Genomic DNA, 19,219 nt, shown 5'->3' with positions numbered 1-19,219 from the left:
CTGTCAGGAATGTAACCCAGCAACCACGGTGCCGTCAGATGGGCGGGGGAACGGAGAGCAGTTCGCGTCGCTCGCGCTCCAGCTCCTGGACTCGCTCCCGCCACCCCGCAAGGTGCCCGCGCAGCTCCGTGTGCAGGCGCCCGGCCCGCTCGCGGGTGCGCCGCAGCCCTTCGAGGTCCTGGTCCACGCGCCCGGCCAGCTCCCACCCGCGCTGGGGCACCTGCTCCATGGCCCGCGTCGCCGAAGCGATCCATTCGGCCATCCGGACGTCGCCGGCGCCGAGGCTGGCGCCCGCCTCCCTCAGCGTCTCGCTGAGCAGCGTCAGCCGTCCGCGCGCCTTGCCGGCGGGGATGCGCGCCCGCTCCAGCATCTGCTGCCGCCGTTCGGCCTCGGCTCGGTCGTCGGGGTAGCGGTCCCAGGCGCCGCGGTCACGGACCTCCACGAGCGCCGCGATGGCCTGGTCCAGCGCCGCCGTGGCGTCGCGCGCGATCTCCGCCGCCCCGCCCAGGTGGCGCGCGGCCGCCCGGGCCCCGTCCAGCTGCGCGACGGCCTCCGCCAGGCGCGGCGCGTTGGGCCCGCCGGCCGCGACGACGGCGGCGGCGCGCGCCGCGATTGCGGCTTCCAGCTGTGCATCCAGCCCCCCGCCGGCCGCGATCCGCGCATCGAGTTCGTTGGATTCGCGCTCCAGTTCCAGGATCTCGCGGATGGCATCGTCGCGTTCCGCCCGCACCCCCGCGGGATCGTCGCGCGGCCCTCCGCGCATCGACCTCAGCAGGGCCCCGAGCGAGAAGCTCCCCGACGCCTGCTGGGCTCTCGCGCGCAGCTCGGCGTAGCGGGCGCGTCGCTCGGGAAGGGCTTCCAGAATGCCAGCGCGCCGGGCGGCGAGGGCGTTCCGCGCCTCGATCTGCCGTTCCAGGGCGGCGATTTCGTCCATCGTTCTCGGGAGCGGGGGAAACGGACCGGCGTTGCGGAAACCGCGATTACGCGGGGACCGGCTCCGGTGTTTCGGCGGGTGCGGAGGGGGGCGGCGCGGTGGATTCGAGGGCGCGGAGGCGCCGGCGCTCGGGGCCGCGCTCGAAGAGCAGGTAGAGCGCCGGGGTCACGGTGAGGACCAGGACGGTGGAGCTGGCCAGGCCGCCCAGCAGCGAGTATCCCAGCGCGTTCCAGATGTTGGAATCGGCCGCCTCGCTGAACAGCACCAGCGGCAGCAGTCCCAGGATGGTCACCGCGCTGGTCATCAGGATGGGCCTCACCCGCTCCATGGTGCCGCGCAGGATGGCGTCGTGAAGCGGCAGCCCGGCGGTGGCCCGCACCTGGTTCAGGTGGTCCACCAGCAGCGTGGCGTTGTTGGTGACCACGCCCCCCATCATGATCACCCCGATGAAGGCCTCGCGGGTGAAGCTGGCGCCGGAAAAGAAGAAGACCATGAACACGCCGATCAGCGCCATGGGCACCGTCAGCAGCACGCACAGCGGCTGGCGCAGCGACTCGAAGAGCGCGGCGGTGACCATGAAGACGAGGACGAGCGAGATGCCCAGCACGCCGTAGATCTGCGTGCGCTCGTCGTCGGACCACTTCCACTCTTCGCGCCCCACCAGCGTGTAGCCGGCGGGGAGGCGGGTGGCCTTGATGACCGCCTCGTGCACCTTGTCGCCCAGCTTGGCGGGGCCGCGGAACTCGTAGCTCACCGTGCGCTGGTACTGCTGGTCTTCGCGGATAATGCGGCTGAGCACCTCGCGCTCGTCCACCCGCGCCACGTCGCGCACGCGCACCGCGGCGCCGCCTGGGGCGGGGATCAGCAGGTCGCGCAGCTGCTGCACGTCCATGCGCTGGTGCCCGTCGAGCGCCACGCTGAAGGCCAGCTCCTCGTCCCCCAGCCGCAGGAAGCCGCGCTGCCCGTTGCGCCCCACCGCCGCGCTCACCCGCTGCACCACCTCGGTCGACGTGACGCCGTGCGCAGCCAGCGCCTGCCTGTCCACCCGCAGCACCACCTCGGTGGCCTTGTCGTGCTGGTACCACGCGCCCGACGAGTTGGTGTCGACGTCCTGGATGCGGGTGAAGCGCTGGAGCCGGGTGCCCAGGTCGTCCGCGATGCGCCGCACCTGCTCGTAGTTGTATCCCAGCACCTTGATGCTGTAGTTGGGCGGCGACCCGCCCCCGCCGTAGAAGGAGGGGCCGTAGCCGTACACCCGCACCTCGGCGCCGCCGTACTGGTGGCTGTACGCCTCCAGCTGCTCCTTGATGGAAACGGGGATGGACGTGTCCTGCAGCGAATCGGGAAAGTCCACCCGCATCTGCGCGGCCTGCGGATAGACGTACGTGGTGAACCGCGACACCTCGGGCATGGCCTTCAGCCGCTGCTCGAAGTACTTCACCAGCTCGTCGGTGCGCTCCAGCTCCTCGCCCCGCGGGAGGCCGAAGTTGATGCTGATGTACGATTCCTGGTTCCACCAGGGCTGCCACACCGTCCCGCGGGTGACGTACTTGTCGAACAGGTGAAAGCTGCCCCCCAGCATCAGCAGCGAGGCGACGACGGCCAGCCAGGGGCGGCGCAGCGTGGCCGACACCGCGCCCGCGTACAGCCGCTCGTACAGCGGGCGCCGGGTGGAGACCTCGCGCTCGCGGATGGTGCGGACGCGCGCCTCCAGCAGGCGCCCCGCCAGCGCCGGGGTGAAGGTGAAGGTGACGAAGAGCGACGCGAGGTTGGTGAAGCCCACCACGATGGCCAGCGGCACGTAGAAGAGCCGCACCTCGCCCTGCAGGTAGATGAAGGGGATGAAGACGATGATGGTGGTCAGCGTGGCCGCCAGCACGGGAAGCACCATCTCGCTGGCCCCGCGCTCGGCGGCGGCGCGGGCGTCCGGCGCGGTGCGCGCGTGGCGATAGACGTTCTCCAGCACCACGACGGCGTTGTCGATGATCAGCCCGAAGCCCATCGCCAGCCCCATCAGCGTCAGCACGTTCAGTGTCAGCCCGCCGAAGTACAGCAGGTTGAGGGTGATGAGTGCCGAGAAGGCGATGCTGGCGAAGACGATGGCGGCCGAGCGGAACGAGCGCAGGAAGAGGAAGAGCACCACGAACACGATCAGCGCCGACGAGACGGCGCGGCCGCGCAGGTCCGTCAGCTGGGTGCGGACGGCCTCGCTCTCGTCGTCGTCCAGGATCAGCCGGGCGCCGCCGGGAAGCCGGCGTTCGGTGAGCGCCGCCTGGGCCTTCACCGCGTCGGCCACCTTCACCACGTTGCTGCCGATCTGCTTGACCACCTGGAACGAGACGGCCGGCTGCCCGTCGATGCGGTACAGGCTGCGCGGCTCCTCGTAGGTGTCGCGGATGACGGCCACGTCCTGCAGCCGCACCACGCGCCCCAGGTCCGTCAGCAGGGCGAGGTGGCGCAGGCGCTCGGCAGAGCCGGCGTACTCGCGAATGGCGAGCGTGTACCGCATTCCCGCGCGCTCCACCGCGCCGGCCTCGCGCACGTCCTCGGCGTTGGCCACGCGCTGCCGCACCTGGTCGGGGGTCAGTCCCAGCGCCAGGATGCGCCGCTCGTCCAGGGCGATCTCCAGCACCCGCTGGCGCCCTCCGAACCCCTGCACGTCGGCCACGCCCTCCACCTGGCGCAGCTCGGGGGCCACCGTTTCGTCCAGCACCGTGCGCAGCGCCTCGGCGGTGAGCGGCCCGGTGATGGTGTAGCGCAGGAACGGGCGGTTCTGCTCCTGGAACTCTTCGGGGACGTACGGCTCCACCACCGGCCGGCCGGCGCCCTCGGGTAGGCTTTCGTCGAGCGCGGCCAGCCGCTCGCCCAGGTCCATCCGGGCGAAGTTCATGTCGGCGCTGCGCGCGAACTCCACCTCGATCACCCCGCGCCCCTCCTCGGAGGTGCTGGTGACCGTTTCTACCCCGCGCACCTGCTGCACGGCGGCTTCCACGGGCGAGGTGAGGAACGCCTCGGTGACCTCGGGCGAGGCCCCGGGCCAGGAGACGGTGACGCGAAGCCGGGGAAGCTGCGTGTCGGGGAGCAGCTCCAGCGGCACGTTCAGCCACGACGCCACGCCCAGCAGGGCGAGCGCCGCGTACGCCATGGCGACGGCGACCGGGCGGCGGATGGAGAAGCGGATCATCGCGGGTCAGCCACGCGTGCGGTCACGGCTCGAAGCGGTAGACGCGGACGAACTCCACCCCGTCCTCGTCGGTCCAGCGGGCGACGACGTGGTGGGCCGAGATGTCCAGCGGCTCGGCGCGGGGCGGCAGGGTAAGCGATCCCGCCAGCCGGCCCTCGGCGTCGTGGACGGCCCAGTGCGACCCTGCGGGATCGTCCCGCTCGCGTATCCACAGCCGTCCCTCGGCATCCATCTGCAGCGCGGAAAACGCCGGATGCGTGTCGGGAAACGGCATCTCCGCGAGAAACTTCTCGAGGGCGGCGCCAGGGACCTGGCCGCCCGAGCCGACGCGTTCGCGCCACGCCCGGCGATACTCCTCCTTCTCGCCGTCGCTCACCTTCCGCGGGTCGCCTACTCGGCGGATGAGGCGCTGGAGCCTGCCGTCGTCACCATAGCCGCCGACTTCGTATCGCTCGTTGTCCCCGATCCAGACGCGGTCACCGCCAACCGCCGTCAGTGTGCTGCGGGCGAACGGCGCGGGACTGCGCACGGCGCCCTGAGCTGAACCCCAGGTGATTCGTTCCGGGCCGGGGATGGTCATCATCCTGCGGACGGTGCCGCTGGGTGAGGCATGCCAGATCCTCATCGAGTCGCGCTGGGGTGCCGGTGACAGCGTGAACACCGTGCTCGATCCATCCAGAAGCACGGCGGAGTTGTCGGCCAGCACGCCAGCCAGGTCGACGTTCGGTCCGAAGCTGTCCGCGGGGACCGTCCAGTACCCCTCCAGTCTGGCATCCGCGCCGAATGTCGAAAAGCGTAGGCTGGTGGCATCCCACGCGTGCACACGCCCGTCTGGGCCGCGCGCGAGAGCGGCAAGCGACAGGAACTCCCCGGGCCCGCCGCCGTCCCGCCCCGCGCTGCGGACGTGCCTGCCCGCCGCGTCGTACCAGCGAAGTTCGCTGCTCCCGCTGTTGGCGAGGACGACGCCGCCGTCGGGCAGGCGTGCCGCGCCGCGTACGTCGTGAAGCATGTATTCGGGGGCGCCCTCGACCGCTCCGATGCTCACCACCGGTTCCGGATCCAGTCGCCAGACGGCTGGACGCGCATCGGCTCCGACCACGCGGAGCTCGACGCCAGCGCTGTCGTAGGCCGCGAACGCGCCGCCCTCGCGCGGTTCCCCGCACGCGCTAGCGAGCGCGAGCAGTGGGGCGAGCGGGAGCCGCGATCCCATGGTCAATCCCCCGCGGCCACGCCGGCGGGGAAGGGGATCGTGGACGCGGCCGGCTTGCGCCCGAACGCCGCGCCGATGCGCTCGCCCAGCTCGTCCAGCAGGTCGTACGCGACGGGGATCACCACCAGCGTCAGCGCCGTGGCCGAGAGCAGGCCGCCGAAGACGGCGATGGCCAGCGGTGCCTGCAGCTCCGCGCCCGGGCCCAGGGCGAGCGCCATCGGCAGCAGCCCCAGCATGGCGGTGATGGTGTTCATCACGATGGGCCGCATCCGGGCGTGCCCCGCGGCGAAAATGGCGTCGCGGCGGCTCATCCCCTGGCGGCGCATCTGGTTGATGAAATCCACCTTGACCACCGCGTCGTTGTCCACGATCCCCACCAGGATCACCATGCCGATGAGGCTCATGGTGTTGATCCCCGCGCCGGTGACCCACAGCGCCAGGGTGGAGCCGACGGCGGCCAGGGGGACGGCCAGGAGGACGATGAAGGGAAGGAGCAGCGACTCGAACTCCGCCGCCAGCAGCATGTACACGAGGAGGATGGCCAGGAGGAAGGCGAAGGCCAGCCCGCGGAAGCCGCGGCGCATCTCCTCGTTCTCGCCGCCGATTTCCACCCGCAGGCCGTGCGGCGCGGGCGCGGCGGCCAGCGCGGTGCGCACCCGCTCCACCGCCCCGTCCACCCCGCCCGTGGCCACGTCGGCGTGCACCACCACCATCCGCCCCTGTTCCAGGCGGCGGATCTCGCTGGGCCCCGCCGCGTCGTACACGCGCACCACCTCGCGCAGCGGCACGCCGTCCACGCGAAGCTCCTCGAGCGTGGCGGCGGAGCGGCGCTCGGCGTCGGGCAGGCGGACGACGATGGGCACCTTGCGGTCGAACTCCACCAGGTCCGTGGCCGTGGACCCCTTCATGTAGCCTTCCACGGTCTCGGCGATCTTGCGCGGGTCCACGCCCAAGGCGGCGGCGCGCTCGCGGTCGATCTCCACGCGCATCTCGGGCTGCCCCATGTCGGAGCCCACCCGCACGTTGGCCAGCGTGGGCTCGGCGGCCAGCCGGCGCTGCACCCGGCCCGCGTAGGCCATCGCAGAATCCAGGTTCTCGCCCCGCACGCGCACCGCCAGGTCGGCCTCGCCGCCCCCCATCAGCTTGCCGAGTGCCGTGGCCTGCCCGAACTCCGCCGTCACGCTGCCGGGGGGAAACTTCGCCAGCCCCGGGCGCAGCCGCTCCAGCGTGGCGGCCGTCGCCTCGCCGTCCTTCAGGCGTACGTCGAGGACGGCGGTGTTCAGTCCGCTCTCGCGGTCGTCCATCCCCGCGACCGCCAGCTGCCGGCCCACACGGGTGAAGACGGCGGCCACGGCGGGGTCCGCGCGCAGCGTGCGCTCCAGCCGGGCGCTCTCGTCGGCCGTGCGGTCCAGCGGCGTGCCCTGGGGCAGCTCCATGCGCAGGCGGAAGGCGCCCTGGTCCACCTCGGGAAGCACCGAGCGGTCCAGCATCAGCCCCACGGCGACGCCCACCGCCAGCAGGCCGAAGGCAACCGCCATCGTCCGCCCGCGCCGCCGCATCCCGGCCTGCAGGGTGCGCTCGTACAGCGCGGCGAAGCGCGCGAACCCGCGGTCGAAGCCATCCAGCAGGGGCGCGAAGAACCGCCCCACGCGCCCGCCGCCCGCCTTACGCCCCGTATCCCCCTCCCACCGCGCCGCCAAGGCGGGGAGCAGCGTAACGGCGACCACGATGGAGGCGAGGAGCGAGAAGGCGACCGCCATGGCCAGCGCCCCCAGCAGCTCGCCCGCCACGCCTTCGACGTACACGATGGGCCCGAAGACGGCGATAGTGGTGATTGTGGAGGCGGTGATGGCGCGCTGCACCTCTTCGGCCCCCGCCGCGGCGGCCAGGCGGGCCCGCAGCCCCAGCTCGCGGTGGCGGAAGATGTTTTCCAGCACCACGATGGAGTTGTCCATCAGCATGCCCACGCCCAGCGCCATCCCGCCCAGCGACAGGATGTTCAGCGACACGCCGGTGGCGTGCAGCATGGCGAAGGTGGCGATCAGCGAGATGGGGATGGCCAGGGCGATGGCGACGGGGTAGCGCGCCTCGCGCAGGAAGAGGAAGAGGACCAGGAAGGCCATGATGCCGCCCAGGATCACCTCCTGCACGACGTTGGAGAGCGCGTCGGAGATGAAGCCGGCCTGGCTGACGCCCACCTCCAGCTTGACGTCGGGGTACTCGCGGCGAAGCTGCGCAAGGGTTTCGTCCACCTGCCGGGCCACGCGGACGGTGTTGGCGTCTGCGTTCTTGAACACCATCAGCCCGACGGACTCCTGGCCGTTGTAGCGGGCCAGCGACTCGCGCTCGCGGAAGCCGTCGTCCACCGTGGCCACGTCGCGCAGGAGCACGCGCGCGCCGGTGGAATCCAGCGCCGCGCCGTCGCGCCGCAGCGGCACGGCGGCGATCTCGTCGACCCCCTGCAGCTCGCCCAAGGTGCGCAGCGCGTAGCGGTAGCGGCCGCGGCGGATGGTGCCGCCCGGCGCCGCGGCGTTGGCGTTCTTGAGCGCCGTGGCCACGTCCTGCACGGTGAGCCCAAAGCTTTCCAGCTTCCGGGGGTCGACGTCCACGTGGATTTCGCGCTCCACCCCGCCCGTCACCTGGGCCAGGGCCACGCCATCGATCTGCTCCAGCCGCCGCTTGAAGACCGACTCGGACAGCTCCTTGAGGCCGGGAAGGTCGCGCCCGCCGGCGATGGAAAGCGCCAGGACGGGCTCGCTGCGCGGGTCGGTGCGCAGCACCACGGGGCGGGCGGCCAGCTCGGGAAGCTGGTCGCGGATGTTGTCGAGCCGCTCGCGCACGTTCAGCGCGGCGAAATCCATGTCGGTGCCCCACGCGAAGCGCGCGGTGACCAGCGAGGCGCCCTCGCGGGTGACGCTTTCCACCCCCTGCACGCCGGGGACGGTGCTGACGGCCTGCTCCACCGGCTCGGTGATGAACCGCTCCACCTCGGCCGGGGCGGCGCCCGGGTCGGTGGTGTACACGACGAGGCGCGGGTACGCCACGTCGGGAAGCAGGTCGATGGGAAGGCGGAAGAACGACAGCAGGCCCAGGAACACCACGCCCAGGAAGAACATGGCGACGGCCACCGGGCGGCGGATGGCGATGCTCGGCAGCGACATGGGGCGGGGTGCCGTGGTGGATCGAAGGGGTGCGGCCGGTCAGGGCGCCACGGGGCCGCCCACGTGCTCGTCGAGCGTGGCGAGCGCGGCGGCGAACTCGAAGCGGGTGCGCAGCGCGTCGCGCTCGGCGCGGGCCGCGCGCTCCACCGCGTCGGTCAGCTCCATCAGCGTCAGGGCGCCCACGCGGTACTGCTGCTGCGCCAGCTCCAGGCGGCGGCGGTTCAACTCCAACGCCCGCGCGGTCTGTGCCGCGGCGGTGTGCGCGTTCTGCAGCTCCACCACGGCCACGCGCACGTCGCGCTCCACCGTCAGCCGCTCGGCGCGCGAATCCTCGCGGGCCGCGTCGCGCGCCGCGCGGGCGGAGTGGATCTGGTACGACGTCTGGTACTGGGTGAAGAGCGGGATGGAGAGGTCGAACTTCAGCCCGGCGGCCTGGTCCAGCGGGTTCACCTGCACGAGTCCCGAATAGTCGCTGTTGTTCTGGCTGCGGCCCAGGCTGCCGGCCACGCTCAGTCGAGGCCAGCGGGTGGTTTGTGCGGCGCCCAGGCGGTGCTCGGCCTGCTGCTCGGCCAACTGCACCCGCGCCACGCGCGGGTGGTTCGCGACGGCGCGCGACACGAGCGCCGACACATCCAGCGCGGCGGGGTCGAAGAGCGCGGCGGGCGCGTCGGTGAGCACCAGCGGCGGCCCGTCGAGCACGCCCATGGACTGGCGCAGGTCCAACTGCGCCCGCCGCGCATCGCCGCGCGCCTTCTCCAGCGCCTGCTCCTGCTCGGCGACCGTCACCTCGGCACCCAGCACGTCGATGGGGCCGCGCACGCCCACACGCTGCAGGGCCCGGGTAGATTCCAGCCGTTCGCGCGCGGACCTGAGGAGCGCTTCTTCGAGGGCGATGGCCTGACCGGTACGCACCGCTTCCCAGTAGCGGCGCTCCACCTCGCCGCGCACGCGCACCTCCTCGGAGCCGATGCGGGCTTCCGTCGCCTGGTAGCCTGCCTGCGCCGCCCGGCGCTCGCGGAGCCGCTCTCCCCCGTCGAATAGCGTCAGGGAGCGGATGGAGAGTCCCTGGTCGGCGCGGCTGTAGTTGCTTTCCAGCACCTCGTCGCGCACGACGGTTTCGCCGAACTGGTCCAGGCCCGTGAACCGCCGGCTGTAGCCCCCGCTCGCCGCGAAGTCCAATGAAACAATGGGAAGGAAGGCTCCCCGCGCGCGGCGCAGGTCCGCCTCGGCCGTGCCCAGGTCGGTTTGCGCACGCCGGTACTGGGGATTGTTCTCGGTGGCGATGCGCTGCGCCTGGGCCAGCGACAGCGGCATGCTGTCCTGCCCCGCCTGCGCCGCCACGGGTGCGGCGGCCACGAGCAGCGCCGCGAAAAGCGAAAAGGCCTTCATCGGATGGTCCATCGAAAGAGTGTGGAGCGAGCGCGCCGAAGCGGCCCCTCGCCCCCGGCCCTTCCTGCACGGAACTGCCGTGCGGGAAGGGTGGAAGGATCACGGTCGAGCCGCTACGGGCGTCCGCCCTCGGCCTTGGCGTCGTCCACCAGGCGCACGCGCGCGTCGTGGATGAGCGTGTAGTGGCCTTCGGTGAGCACCGTTTCGCCGGGCGCCACGCTGTCGGTGTCGGGGTTGGAGACGATCTCCACGAAGCCGTCGTTCTGCAGCCCCGTGGTCACGTAGCGCCACTTGGCCAGGCCCTCGCTCCCCGAGCCCTCGTACACGAAGAGCATGGTGCGGCGGTCGCGCTCCAGGATGGCGCTGCGGGGCACCATCACGCGGTTGGCGTAGCGCCGCGCCTCCAGCGAAACGCGCGCGTACATCCCGGGAAGGATGCGGCCGCCCGGGTTGGGCACCAGCACGGTGACGCGCGCGGTGCGGGTGCCGCTCTCCACGATGGGGTTGATGGTCTGCACACGGCCGGTGAAGCGCTCGTCGGGAAACGCGGCGAAGCTGACGGTGGCGGTGCGGCCGGCCGTCAGGTGCGCGATCTCGCTTTCCAGCACCTGCACCTCTACCCGGATGGGGTCCAGCGACACGACGGTCATCAGCTCGTCGCCCTGCCGCACCCACTGGCCGGGAACCACCTTCAGCGAAGCGACGCGGCCCGCGAAGGGGGCGCCCAGCCGGGTGCGCGCCAGGTCCAGCCGGGCGCGCCGCAGCCGCACGTCGGCCGCGTCGAGCCCGCTGCGCGCGCGCGCGGCGGCCTGGCGGTCGGCCCGGACGGAGGCGTCGGTGATCTGCTCGTCGAACAGCGTGGCCTCGCGGTACTTGCTCTGCGCCTCGCGCAGCGCCGCCTGAGCCTCTTCCACCGCCAGCGCGTACTCGGCGCCGTCCAGCCCCACCACGCCCTGGCCGGAGCGGACGCCGTCGCCCTCGCGCACGCCCAGCGTTGCGATGCGCCCGTTCACCTGCGCCACCAGCACCGCCTTCTGCCACGCCTCGGCCTGCCCCGCCGCACTGACCGCCATCACCAGCTCGCCGCGCGTGGCTGCCGTTCCCTGCACGGGAATGGCGACGTCGCTGTCGAACGAGGTGGATGCGGAGGTCTGCACCAGCGGCTTCGACCCCTTCTCCGGGGTGCCGGGCGCGGCCTGGGCGTCGCGGGTGCGGTCGTAGATGGCGCCCCCGAGCAGGGCGACGACGAGGGCAGCCACGACGGCGGCGGCGGTGCGTCTTGCTGGCATCATGCAACTCGGCGGGAGAAAGGCGGGGCACCGGGCCTGGACGCCAGTCCAGGGGGCCGACTCCTAAATTTATGCGTGCTAGCGCGCTAGCACAATCGGTCACAAAAGGCGCCACGGCTCGGACGATTGAGTCAGTGCCTGTGGAGTAGATACCTGCGATGCGTCCATGGTTGCCCGCGCTGCCGCCGCCGGGCGCGGCGAGGCGGACCGCCACCGTCCGAGTACGGCCCATCCCCCGGCGACGAACGGAATACGGACCGCTGTCCGTCGTTGGAGCCAGCGAGCGGTCCCGCGTTGTGACTGCCTCCCGGCTGCGGCGCGCGAACTTCCGGACAGTCGTGAGTTGCCGCTGGAAACCTATGGGACGCTCACCTCGAAGGCGCCGACCTGTTGTACCTCGGTTTCTTCGTCGAGTACCACGCCGTAGACCCTCGTGGACGTGAACACCGGTGCCGGGGCCCGGCTGAACTTTGCGGGGACCAGCACAGTGGAGAGATACGTCCCGTTCCGCGTGAATACGTCGTACGCCGAACCCGCTTTTCCCTCGGGCATCCATCGCTGAACCCAGATGCGGCCATCCGTCGCGACGTGCACAGCCAGCACCTCTGGAAGGGTGCGCCTAAGGCGGCCGGTGCGGATTTCTTCCCGACGCCCTCCAGCCGGTCCAGCGGAGCCTGCGCCGCGGCAACTCGCGCGCGCACTGCCTGCACCGGGTCGTGGTACTCGGCCACGCGGGGAAGGGATCGCGCAAACCAGCCGCCGTGCCCTTACGGTCCGCGGTGTACCCCCTTCGACGTACTCGACCTCCACCCCCTGCGGCGCCGGTGGATGGCGATGCCCGCGGCGCCATAGCGGGTCCGTCCCGCCAGCTTGGCCGCCATGGCGCGGGGCAGCCGGTCGGTTCCGCCCTGGACGGAGAACGTGTCGTGGCCGCGCCCGTTGATCGCGAGGTCCCGCAGCATCCCCAGCGCGGATACGTGGTCGATTCCGTCGCCCCACTCGTCCAGGTAGCCCAGCCGCGCGATCGCGATCGCGTTCTCCGAGGCCCCTTGGCGCAGCAGATCGGCGAGGTTCAACGCATCGTACGCCAGCGCCGCTTCGCAATCGCCTCAGAGGGGGGAAAGCGTACGGGACGCTGGCGTTCACCCTCCGTGAGCTCGCCCGCGGCGCGCAACCCGGACTCCAGCTTGGGCACTGCCGGTGCTAGGCGGAAACGCCGCACTTGTCCGGGGCGGAACGTCGCCACAAAACGTCAGCCAGACGCGGCTTCGGCTGAAAAACACTTCGTGTAGGTGCGTTCATTTCCAGCCTACTAGAGTTGCATCCGCGCCGGAATGCTCTTACGTTCCACTACTCGTCACTTCGTGTGCCGCCTTTTTGTAACCTCCCCACCACCAGGCCCTCATGAGCAGGCGAGCTATCGGAACAGGACTGACTTTCATCGTTCTCGCGTTTACAGCAGCATGTACTGACAATCAGGCTCTCCTCCCCACCCCGGCTACCCCTTCGCTATACTACGGCTGGGGTCGGGGCAGTAATTCAGGAGAGTTCGTGATCCACTTCGAACGCCTAGGCCCTGGGACGATCCCATACTTCGGCCAAGCCGGGCTGAGAATTGCCGGGCCGTATACTACACTGAGTTCGTCGCTTTCATGGGATGAGTCCCTTGTAGAAGTCTGGCCACCCTCAGGTGGTTCCGGTGCGATGTTCCTCGACTACGGTCCAAGAACCGGGGAATTCCTCTTTGATTTTCCCGTAAAGAACCTCACCTTCAACGCTCGCCTATATGGCGACCTTGAAATCACCTGCTTCGACGGGAATGGCTCGCAGATCGGTAGCGACTTTGCACCCGGCCCAATTATTTCTCGTGGCGTTATGATGAACTACAACGGCCCCCTGCCGTTCCCGCTCGAGTCTTTGAGCATCCCTGCAGAGGGCATTCGCAGGTGCACGATCAAGTCATATATGGGTATGATCGACGAGATTCGATACACGCGGGATTCAGAAGATCTCGAACTCTCCTGCGCGGGTGATTTGGGGTCCAACCGCGTTACGCGGGCGCAGGAGATTCGTTGCTTGGTCAAGGCGAGTAGCGGAACTGTCCAAGTTCAAGAATGGAGTTTCACTGGGACCGATTCGCACGGGCGGTTGTACACGTCTCCAGAGGAATTCACAACTCCAGATACAACCTGGGGTGGTCAGATGGTTATCAGTGGCACGGTTACCGTCCGTGCGCGGGTCAACGGTGGCGAACTTCTCGACCGATCGGTTCCGGTAACTGTTGAGCCACGTGACTGGCGGGACCGCCAGCCTGATTACAGGTTCGTTCAAACGCCTGGAGATTCCCGGATGGTTATACCGAGCAGAATCGAGTGGGCGGAAGATCTGGGTTTCGCGAGTTGGTTCAGAACGGAACGACCGGGCGATCTGCCCCCAGACGATACGGCTCCCGTCAACGGGGGACCGAACGATGGGCTAGACTACTTCGCGGATAATGCGACTATTAGCTTCTTTGGCTTTTACGTCTTGAATACTCCGGCTATGACGATGGGGAGCGACTTTTACCGGGCTCAAGATCCAAACGCCACGGGGAACGTCACCAGTGGGATCAACTGGTGCCCCCCGATTGTCGTTGCCCGAGAGCTGCCACCAAGGGTGGAACGGCACGAGAAGGAGCACGGCCGCGTGTATGAAGCGGCGCTGTCGCAGAAATTTCCGGCGGCGATCTCAGATCTGGAACAAGCGACATCGTCGGATGTGGCGGACCTGTACGACAAGTACACACAAGCCTGGGACGAACTCGACGGATTCGCCCGAGCGGAATCACTGCTCTTGCATATACGGCCTGGAGGTAATGTAGTACCGAACTACCAAGGCACCCCGTGTGTACTTAAAAATCAACGCGGGGGCGAGCTGAAGAATGCCCCGGCCCGCTAGGAGAAACAACTGATGACGACATCTAAGAGCATCCGACTCCTCGTCGGCGCAATGCTGTTCTGCGCGGCCCCTGCTGCTGGGCAGCGCGACGCGAGGGATCTGCAGGTGAACCACCGGAACGACTGTCGCCTCGCAGCGCAGGTTCTGACTACCGGCCATCCCCATACGAATTGCGCCTGGGCCTTGCATCAGATCTCCGGCTGCGAGGGTGAGGGTCCGGCTGCGCTCGCGACGGTGTGGCAGACGATTACCGGCGGGAGCGAGATAGACGTGCTGGTTTGGTCAAGTTTACGGTTGAAAGATGTTCGGCTTTATCAGCAGTTGAGAGCAACCGCGACGGACCGGTCTCGGCCTGCTGCGGTGCGTGCGGCAGCAATGTTGGTGCTAACCCGCTATACGGACCCCCATAACGCAATTTGGTTAACGGATCTCGTTCCTCCCGATTCGATCGCTCGGATTCCCCTGAAGGGTGGGTCGAGCACCGGGTATTATCCGCTCGACGGTGAGCAGCCGCTGAGCGCCCCGATCGCGGAGTCGGTCCTCGCACTGTTGCAGTCGATCGCTGCTGGGCATACCGTTGAAGCCCCGGAGGTCTGGTACGCGGCGGCTGTTCTGGCGAGGCGGCTAGAAACCGATATCCAGTACGGTCGCGCACAGTAAAGACGTAGTGCGTCCACCCGCTAAAGGTCTCCCGGATGTAGCCGGACCGGCCCGGATGTAGTCGGCCAAGCGAGGGGTCCGGAACCCGGTAGGGTCCGGCCCCGTCGTTTTCACGCGCCCGACGTGGGTGTGAAGGTGACGACCGCCGCCTCGGTAAAGAAGTAGTCGCCAATCCAAATCTTTGGACCGTCGCGGTCGAGAACCCCGAAGCATTCCACCGACTTTGCCTCGTCTTCGTCTTGCTACGTGACGCGGTGCATTTTCGCCTCATCCATCCTCCGTTTCCCCTGTTTGAAGGACACACGTTCCGGAGCCCCGCGCCGCAGTGATGTTCAAGCGTATACGGAACCGCCGGTCGTCAGGTTCGGAGTGCACCGCAGTCTTTACGCTGACTGTATGGCCATTCGATCCGTGGGGGCCGACAGACCGCGTTCCGTCCCTCTTCCGTGCCTCTGACGGATTGTACACCCGTTACGAACGGGGAACCCTACTTAGCTCTCAGGCGCACCTTCGGATTGTTTGACACCCGCTATCGAGGGCACCGACTGGCACGGAGGCACGACGTCTGGTGCTCTGAGGCTGGGGGCTTCCGATTGAGTTCCGACTGGTAAGCTTCGCTCCATCGAGTCTGCGCGGCGATGTACTACGCCACCGCCGATGCCGTTTCGTACCATCAACATGAGGTGAGGTAGCCAGCCCTCAAAGTGGGCGGCCGCCCGCACAATGGCGGTGCCGAGTTCGGCAGGAATGCGGTTAGAATCGGAGGCTTCACGTACCACAACGAGGTATCGAACGAAACGTGATCCCGCGCCTTCGATGGTCGAGGGGGTGAGCTCCTGCTTGGTCGGGGTGCGCGATGAGCTTTGCAACGCCGATCGCCTATAAGTCGCGAGGAGAGGGGCTGCGTTTTTGATTGACAGGGCGAGCGCCAGGGAACAGCGCGCTGTTCCCAACTGCCTCACCGTGAAACCGGAGAACCGAAGTGGCATTCGGGGCCAACCGCCGAAGTAACGGGTGGATGATCTTCGGCCGTTGCTGCGGTCCTGGGCCTGCTGCCACGCCCGTTCTTGGAGGCAGGAAAGTGTACAGCGCGGCTGGTGTCACCCGGCGTCATTCGTGATCTCGTCCGCGGCGCGGAGCCCGGACTCCAGCGCACCGTTCATCCACCCGGGCGAGGTGGAGGTGTGGTCGCCCGCGAAGTGCACGCGGCCCTCGGGCGTGGCCAGGTGCGGAAGGAAGCGTCGCACCTGCCCGGGGCGGAACCAGGCGTAGTCGCCCCGGGACCACGGGTCGCCGTCCCAGGCGTACGACGCGCCGCGCTCCAAGTGCCGCCGCAGCCCGGGGTAGATGCGCTCCATGTGCCCGGCCGCGAACGAGACGCGGTCTGCTGGCGCCATTCGTTCCACCTCCCGCGCCCGCGCGCCGGTGATGAACGCTTCCAGGATGCCGCGCTCGCCCGGCTGGCCGCGGCTGGCTTCGGCTGCCAGCATGATGGGCAGGTCCGTCGGCGTGCTTGCGGGGGCGTCCTCGTCCCAGAACCGGCGTCCAACCTGCAGGTACACGCGCGTCACCGAGGTCGAGGGCAGTCCGTGGATGGCGGCCTGCTTCCCCGCCGTCCACGGGGGAGATGCCCGGACGGTGCGCAACGCGGGGAAGGGGATCGCGCAAACCAGCCGCCGTGCCCTCACCGCTCGCAGGGTGCCCCCTTCGACGTACTCCACGTCCACGCCCCTGCGGCGCCGACGGATGGCGGTGACCGCGGCGCCGTAGCGGATCCGTTCCGCCAGCCGGGCCGCCATGGCGCGAGGCAGCCGGTCGGTTCCGCCCTGGACGGAGAACGTGTCGTGGCCGCGCCCGTTGATCGCGAGGTCGCGCAGCATTCCCAGGGCGGATATGTAGTCGATCCCGTCGCCCCACTCGTCCAGGTAGCCCAGCCGCGCGATCGTGATCGCGTTCTCCGAGGCCCCCTCGCGGCGCAGCAGATCGGCGAGGCTCAACACATCGTACGCCAGCGCCGCTTCGCTCGGCCACGAGGGATGCGCCGGGTCGCCCAGGCGCTGGATCAGCGGCCCGAGATACCGCTCCTGGAGCGCGCCGGGCGACATGCCCTGCTCGGCGGGGGGAAGCGGCAGCGGCCATGGAACGCGTCCCTCCGGATCCGCGCGGACGAGCCGGCCCGCCACGTGGAACCACTGGCTCCCCGCGCGGCGCCGGTCGAACGCGGGAACGAGCGGCACTCCGTGCTCGCGCGCGAAGGTGATCGTGTGATGGTGGTGCGCGGGCACGAAGACCGCGCCCGCCTCGGCGTACAGCCCGTCGTCGAAGGGCTCCCGCAGCGTCAGCACCCGTCCGCCGGGCCGCCCGCGCGCCTCCAGGACCAGCACCTCGTGCCCGCTCCGCTCCAGCTCCCGTGCCGCGGCCAACCCGGCCAGCCCCGCGCCCACCACCAGGATCTCCACCGAACTCGGGGCCGTCGCGGCGGCCGCCCCGTCCCTGCACCCCGCCGCCCAGGCTGCCGCGGCCAGCGCCGCGGCATGGTGGAGGAACGCGCGGCGGCTGAGCTGGCCCTCACCGTCCGCCGCCCGCGCCTGGTCAGCGCCCGCCGGCGAGCACCCAGCGCTCAAGCTCTTCCTCCGTGGGCAGGCCGGGGCGCAGCTCCCCGTTCACGATGAGGGACGGGGTAACCTCCAGCCCCAGCTCGGCTGCCACCCGCGCGTCGCGCTCCACCGCCGCCGCGTGCCTGCGTGAGTCCACGCACTGGCGGAAGGCAGGCAGGTCGCGCAGCCCCGCGTCGGCGGCGAACGCCTCCCACGCGCGGGTGCCGATGGAGTCCTGCCGCGCGAAGAGAGCGTCGTGGTACGCGTGGAAGCGGCCCTGCTCGGCCGCGCATTCCGACGCCATTGCGGCGGTGCGGGCGTGCGGGTGGATGGCGTCCAGTGGAAAGTGCCGGAACACGACGGCGACGCGGTCCGGGTGCCGGCGCCTGACGTTTTCGATGACCTCCTGCGCGCGGGCACAGAACGGGCACTGGAAGTCGGAGAACTCCACGATCTTCACCGGGGCGTCGGGGCGGCCCATCACCTGGCCCGTCTGCGCCAGGGCGACCGCGTTCTCCAGCTTCCGGGGCCGCGGGTCGGGTCCCGGCGCCGCGGCGGCGGACGGGAGGAACTCGCGTTTGACCACCGCCGCCGTGATCAGCACGGCGCAGGTGACCAGCACGCCGGTCACCAGGGTAGAGGTGAGCTGATTTCTCGTCATTGCCCCGCCTTTGCCACTGTGGCGCCGGGAGTGGAGGTGAGCTGGTAGACCACGATGGATTCCACGTCGTTCTCGTCGCGGGCCACGGCGTACGCGCGGTCTCCGCGCACGGTGCCGAGCGTGACGCTCTGGGGCAGGCGAAGCGACCCGAGTCGCTGTCCGGAAGACCCAAGAACCAACCATTCCAGGTCGGCGTCGTCACTGGCGGGCGTCAGCGCCACCCACAGGCGTTCCTGGTCATCCACGAAGAAGCTCTGGAACGCAGGCCAGGTACGGGTGCGGGTACCTTCCAGCGCGCGTCGGACCGTTGCCGCGGAGAAACGATCTTTCGACAGCTTCTGCACCACGCTGTCGAGTTCCTGGCTAGAAACAGCTCGCGGCGTATGCGGGACGTGAAACTCGCGCAGGCGCCGCCCGTCCAGTCCGTAGGCGGAAAAGCGGAGCGAGTCGGTCCACCCGTGATACACCACACCGCGGCGCGACAAAGCGAATACGCTGTGCCGCGCAAACGGGTAGTGGAGCACGCCCCGACCCTCGACGTTGTCTATGTTGAGCATCTGCATCTCTGGCATCAGCACCAGTGAGTCGCGAACGACGGAGCCGTCAGGGTTGAGCAGGCGCAGCACTTCGGCGGGTGCCACACCCTTCTTGCGCTCGGGCACGTCGCCGCGAGCCGTTTTGAACGCAGCGACAATTTGGCCTCGCCCGCCAGCGGGCCGTGCCCAGTACGGGAGCGTGGTCTGGCCGCTGGAGATCTGGGTGGAGTACGCCGGCTTGGCGGAGCCGGGCGGGTACACGGTGATGCGGCGCAGTCCCGGGTCATAGACGAAGACGCTGTCGCGGGCCAGGGCGGTGACCGTGGCGATGTACTGGAACTCGCCCGGGCCATGTCCCTGACGGCCGATGCGCCGCTCGACTGTCGCGTTGGGCGACAGGACGACGACTTCTCCACCGTCCCCGACCAGGATGCGACCGCGGCTGTCGACGTCCACGGCAGAGATCCCGCCGAACTCGACGGTGCCGAGTGTACGGGCCACTTCGACAGCTCCATAGACGCTGCCGGGCGCTGCCGCCGCGTTCGTCTCGGGTTCCGCGCAGGCGATGATGCCAATTGCCAGGGCGGGCAGGAGCGCTGTTCGGCCGAACCCGGGGCCGGCAGCGCACGGTTGTATGGGCATGATGGTATCCAGACTGGAT

At 69.5% G+C, this 19,219-nt stretch carries 12 protein-coding genes; 2 read left to right on the top strand and 10 right to left on the bottom strand.

What is annotated here, in order from left to right:
* Window positions 1–34: 34 nt before the first annotated feature.
* The 7 genes from VF632_RS21190 to VF632_RS21160 form a co-directional block, all read right to left on the bottom strand.
* Window positions 35–934, bottom strand: a complete 900-nt coding sequence (locus tag VF632_RS21190; protein WP_331024919.1) for a hypothetical protein — start codon at window positions 932–934, stop codon at window positions 35–37.
* A 46-nt stretch (window positions 935–980) separates the two neighbouring features.
* Window positions 981–4,118: an efflux RND transporter permease subunit gene (locus VF632_RS21185; protein WP_331024918.1), complete on the bottom strand. Its 3,138-nt coding sequence runs from the start codon at window positions 4,116–4,118 to the stop codon at window positions 981–983.
* A gap of 22 nt (window positions 4,119–4,140) precedes the next feature.
* Window positions 4,141–5,163, bottom strand: coding sequence for a hypothetical protein (locus VF632_RS21180; protein ID WP_331024917.1), 1,023 nt, complete (start codon window positions 5,161–5,163; stop codon window positions 4,141–4,143).
* 167 nt (window positions 5,164–5,330) lie between these two features.
* A complete protein-coding gene (locus VF632_RS21175) occupies window positions 5,331–8,489 on the bottom strand; it encodes an efflux RND transporter permease subunit (protein ID WP_331024916.1) in 3,159 nt (1,052 codons plus the stop codon).
* 39 nt (window positions 8,490–8,528) lie between these two features.
* Entirely contained in the window at window positions 8,529–9,878 is a 1,350-nt protein-coding gene (locus VF632_RS21170) for a TolC family protein (RefSeq protein ID WP_331024915.1), read from the bottom strand.
* Window positions 9,879–9,991: 113 nt separating this feature from the next.
* Window positions 9,992–11,170: an efflux RND transporter periplasmic adaptor subunit gene (locus VF632_RS21165; protein ID WP_331024914.1), complete on the bottom strand. Its 1,179-nt coding sequence runs from the start codon at window positions 11,168–11,170 to the stop codon at window positions 9,992–9,994.
* A gap of 764 nt (window positions 11,171–11,934) precedes the next feature.
* Window positions 11,935–12,243, bottom strand: coding sequence for a hypothetical protein (locus VF632_RS21160; protein WP_331024913.1), 309 nt, complete (start codon window positions 12,241–12,243; stop codon window positions 11,935–11,937).
* A gap of 628 nt (window positions 12,244–12,871) precedes the next feature.
* Here VF632_RS21160 and VF632_RS21155 point away from each other — a divergent pair.
* Window positions 12,872–14,104: a hypothetical protein gene (locus VF632_RS21155; RefSeq protein ID WP_331024912.1), complete on the top strand. Its 1,233-nt coding sequence runs from the start codon at window positions 12,872–12,874 to the stop codon at window positions 14,102–14,104.
* A gap of 12 nt (window positions 14,105–14,116) precedes the next feature.
* Window positions 14,117–14,764 carry a hypothetical protein gene (locus VF632_RS21150; protein ID WP_331024911.1) on the top strand — a complete coding sequence of 216 codons (648 nt, stop codon included), beginning with the start codon at window positions 14,117–14,119 and terminating at the stop codon, window positions 14,762–14,764.
* A gap of 1,100 nt (window positions 14,765–15,864) precedes the next feature.
* On the opposite strand, the gene VF632_RS21145 is transcribed toward VF632_RS21150, so the two are convergent.
* From VF632_RS21145 to VF632_RS21135, 3 genes are read right to left on the bottom strand one after another with little or no spacing between them, the layout of a single operon-like run.
* On the bottom strand, window positions 15,865–17,388 hold the full coding sequence (locus VF632_RS21145; protein WP_331024910.1) for an NAD(P)/FAD-dependent oxidoreductase: 1,524 nt from the start codon (window positions 17,386–17,388) through the stop codon (window positions 15,865–15,867).
* The gene (locus VF632_RS21140) at window positions 17,357–18,022 is read right to left on the bottom strand and encodes a DsbA family protein (protein ID WP_331024909.1); all 666 of its coding nucleotides are present in this window, start codon (window positions 18,020–18,022) and stop codon (window positions 17,357–17,359) included. The genes VF632_RS21145 and VF632_RS21140 overlap by 32 nt, the downstream gene beginning before the upstream one ends.
* On the bottom strand, window positions 18,019–19,200 hold the full coding sequence (locus tag VF632_RS21135; RefSeq protein ID WP_331024908.1) for a hypothetical protein: 1,182 nt from the start codon (window positions 19,198–19,200) through the stop codon (window positions 18,019–18,021). The genes VF632_RS21140 and VF632_RS21135 overlap by 4 nt, the downstream gene beginning before the upstream one ends.
* Window positions 19,201–19,219 lie beyond the last annotated feature (19 nt).

The organism is Longimicrobium sp., from assembly GCF_036388275.1.
Classification (GTDB): Bacteria; Gemmatimonadota; Gemmatimonadetes; order Longimicrobiales; family Longimicrobiaceae; genus Longimicrobium.
The sequence above is the reverse complement of the archived record's forward strand: the minus strand, read 5'-3'. Positions and strand labels throughout refer to the sequence as shown.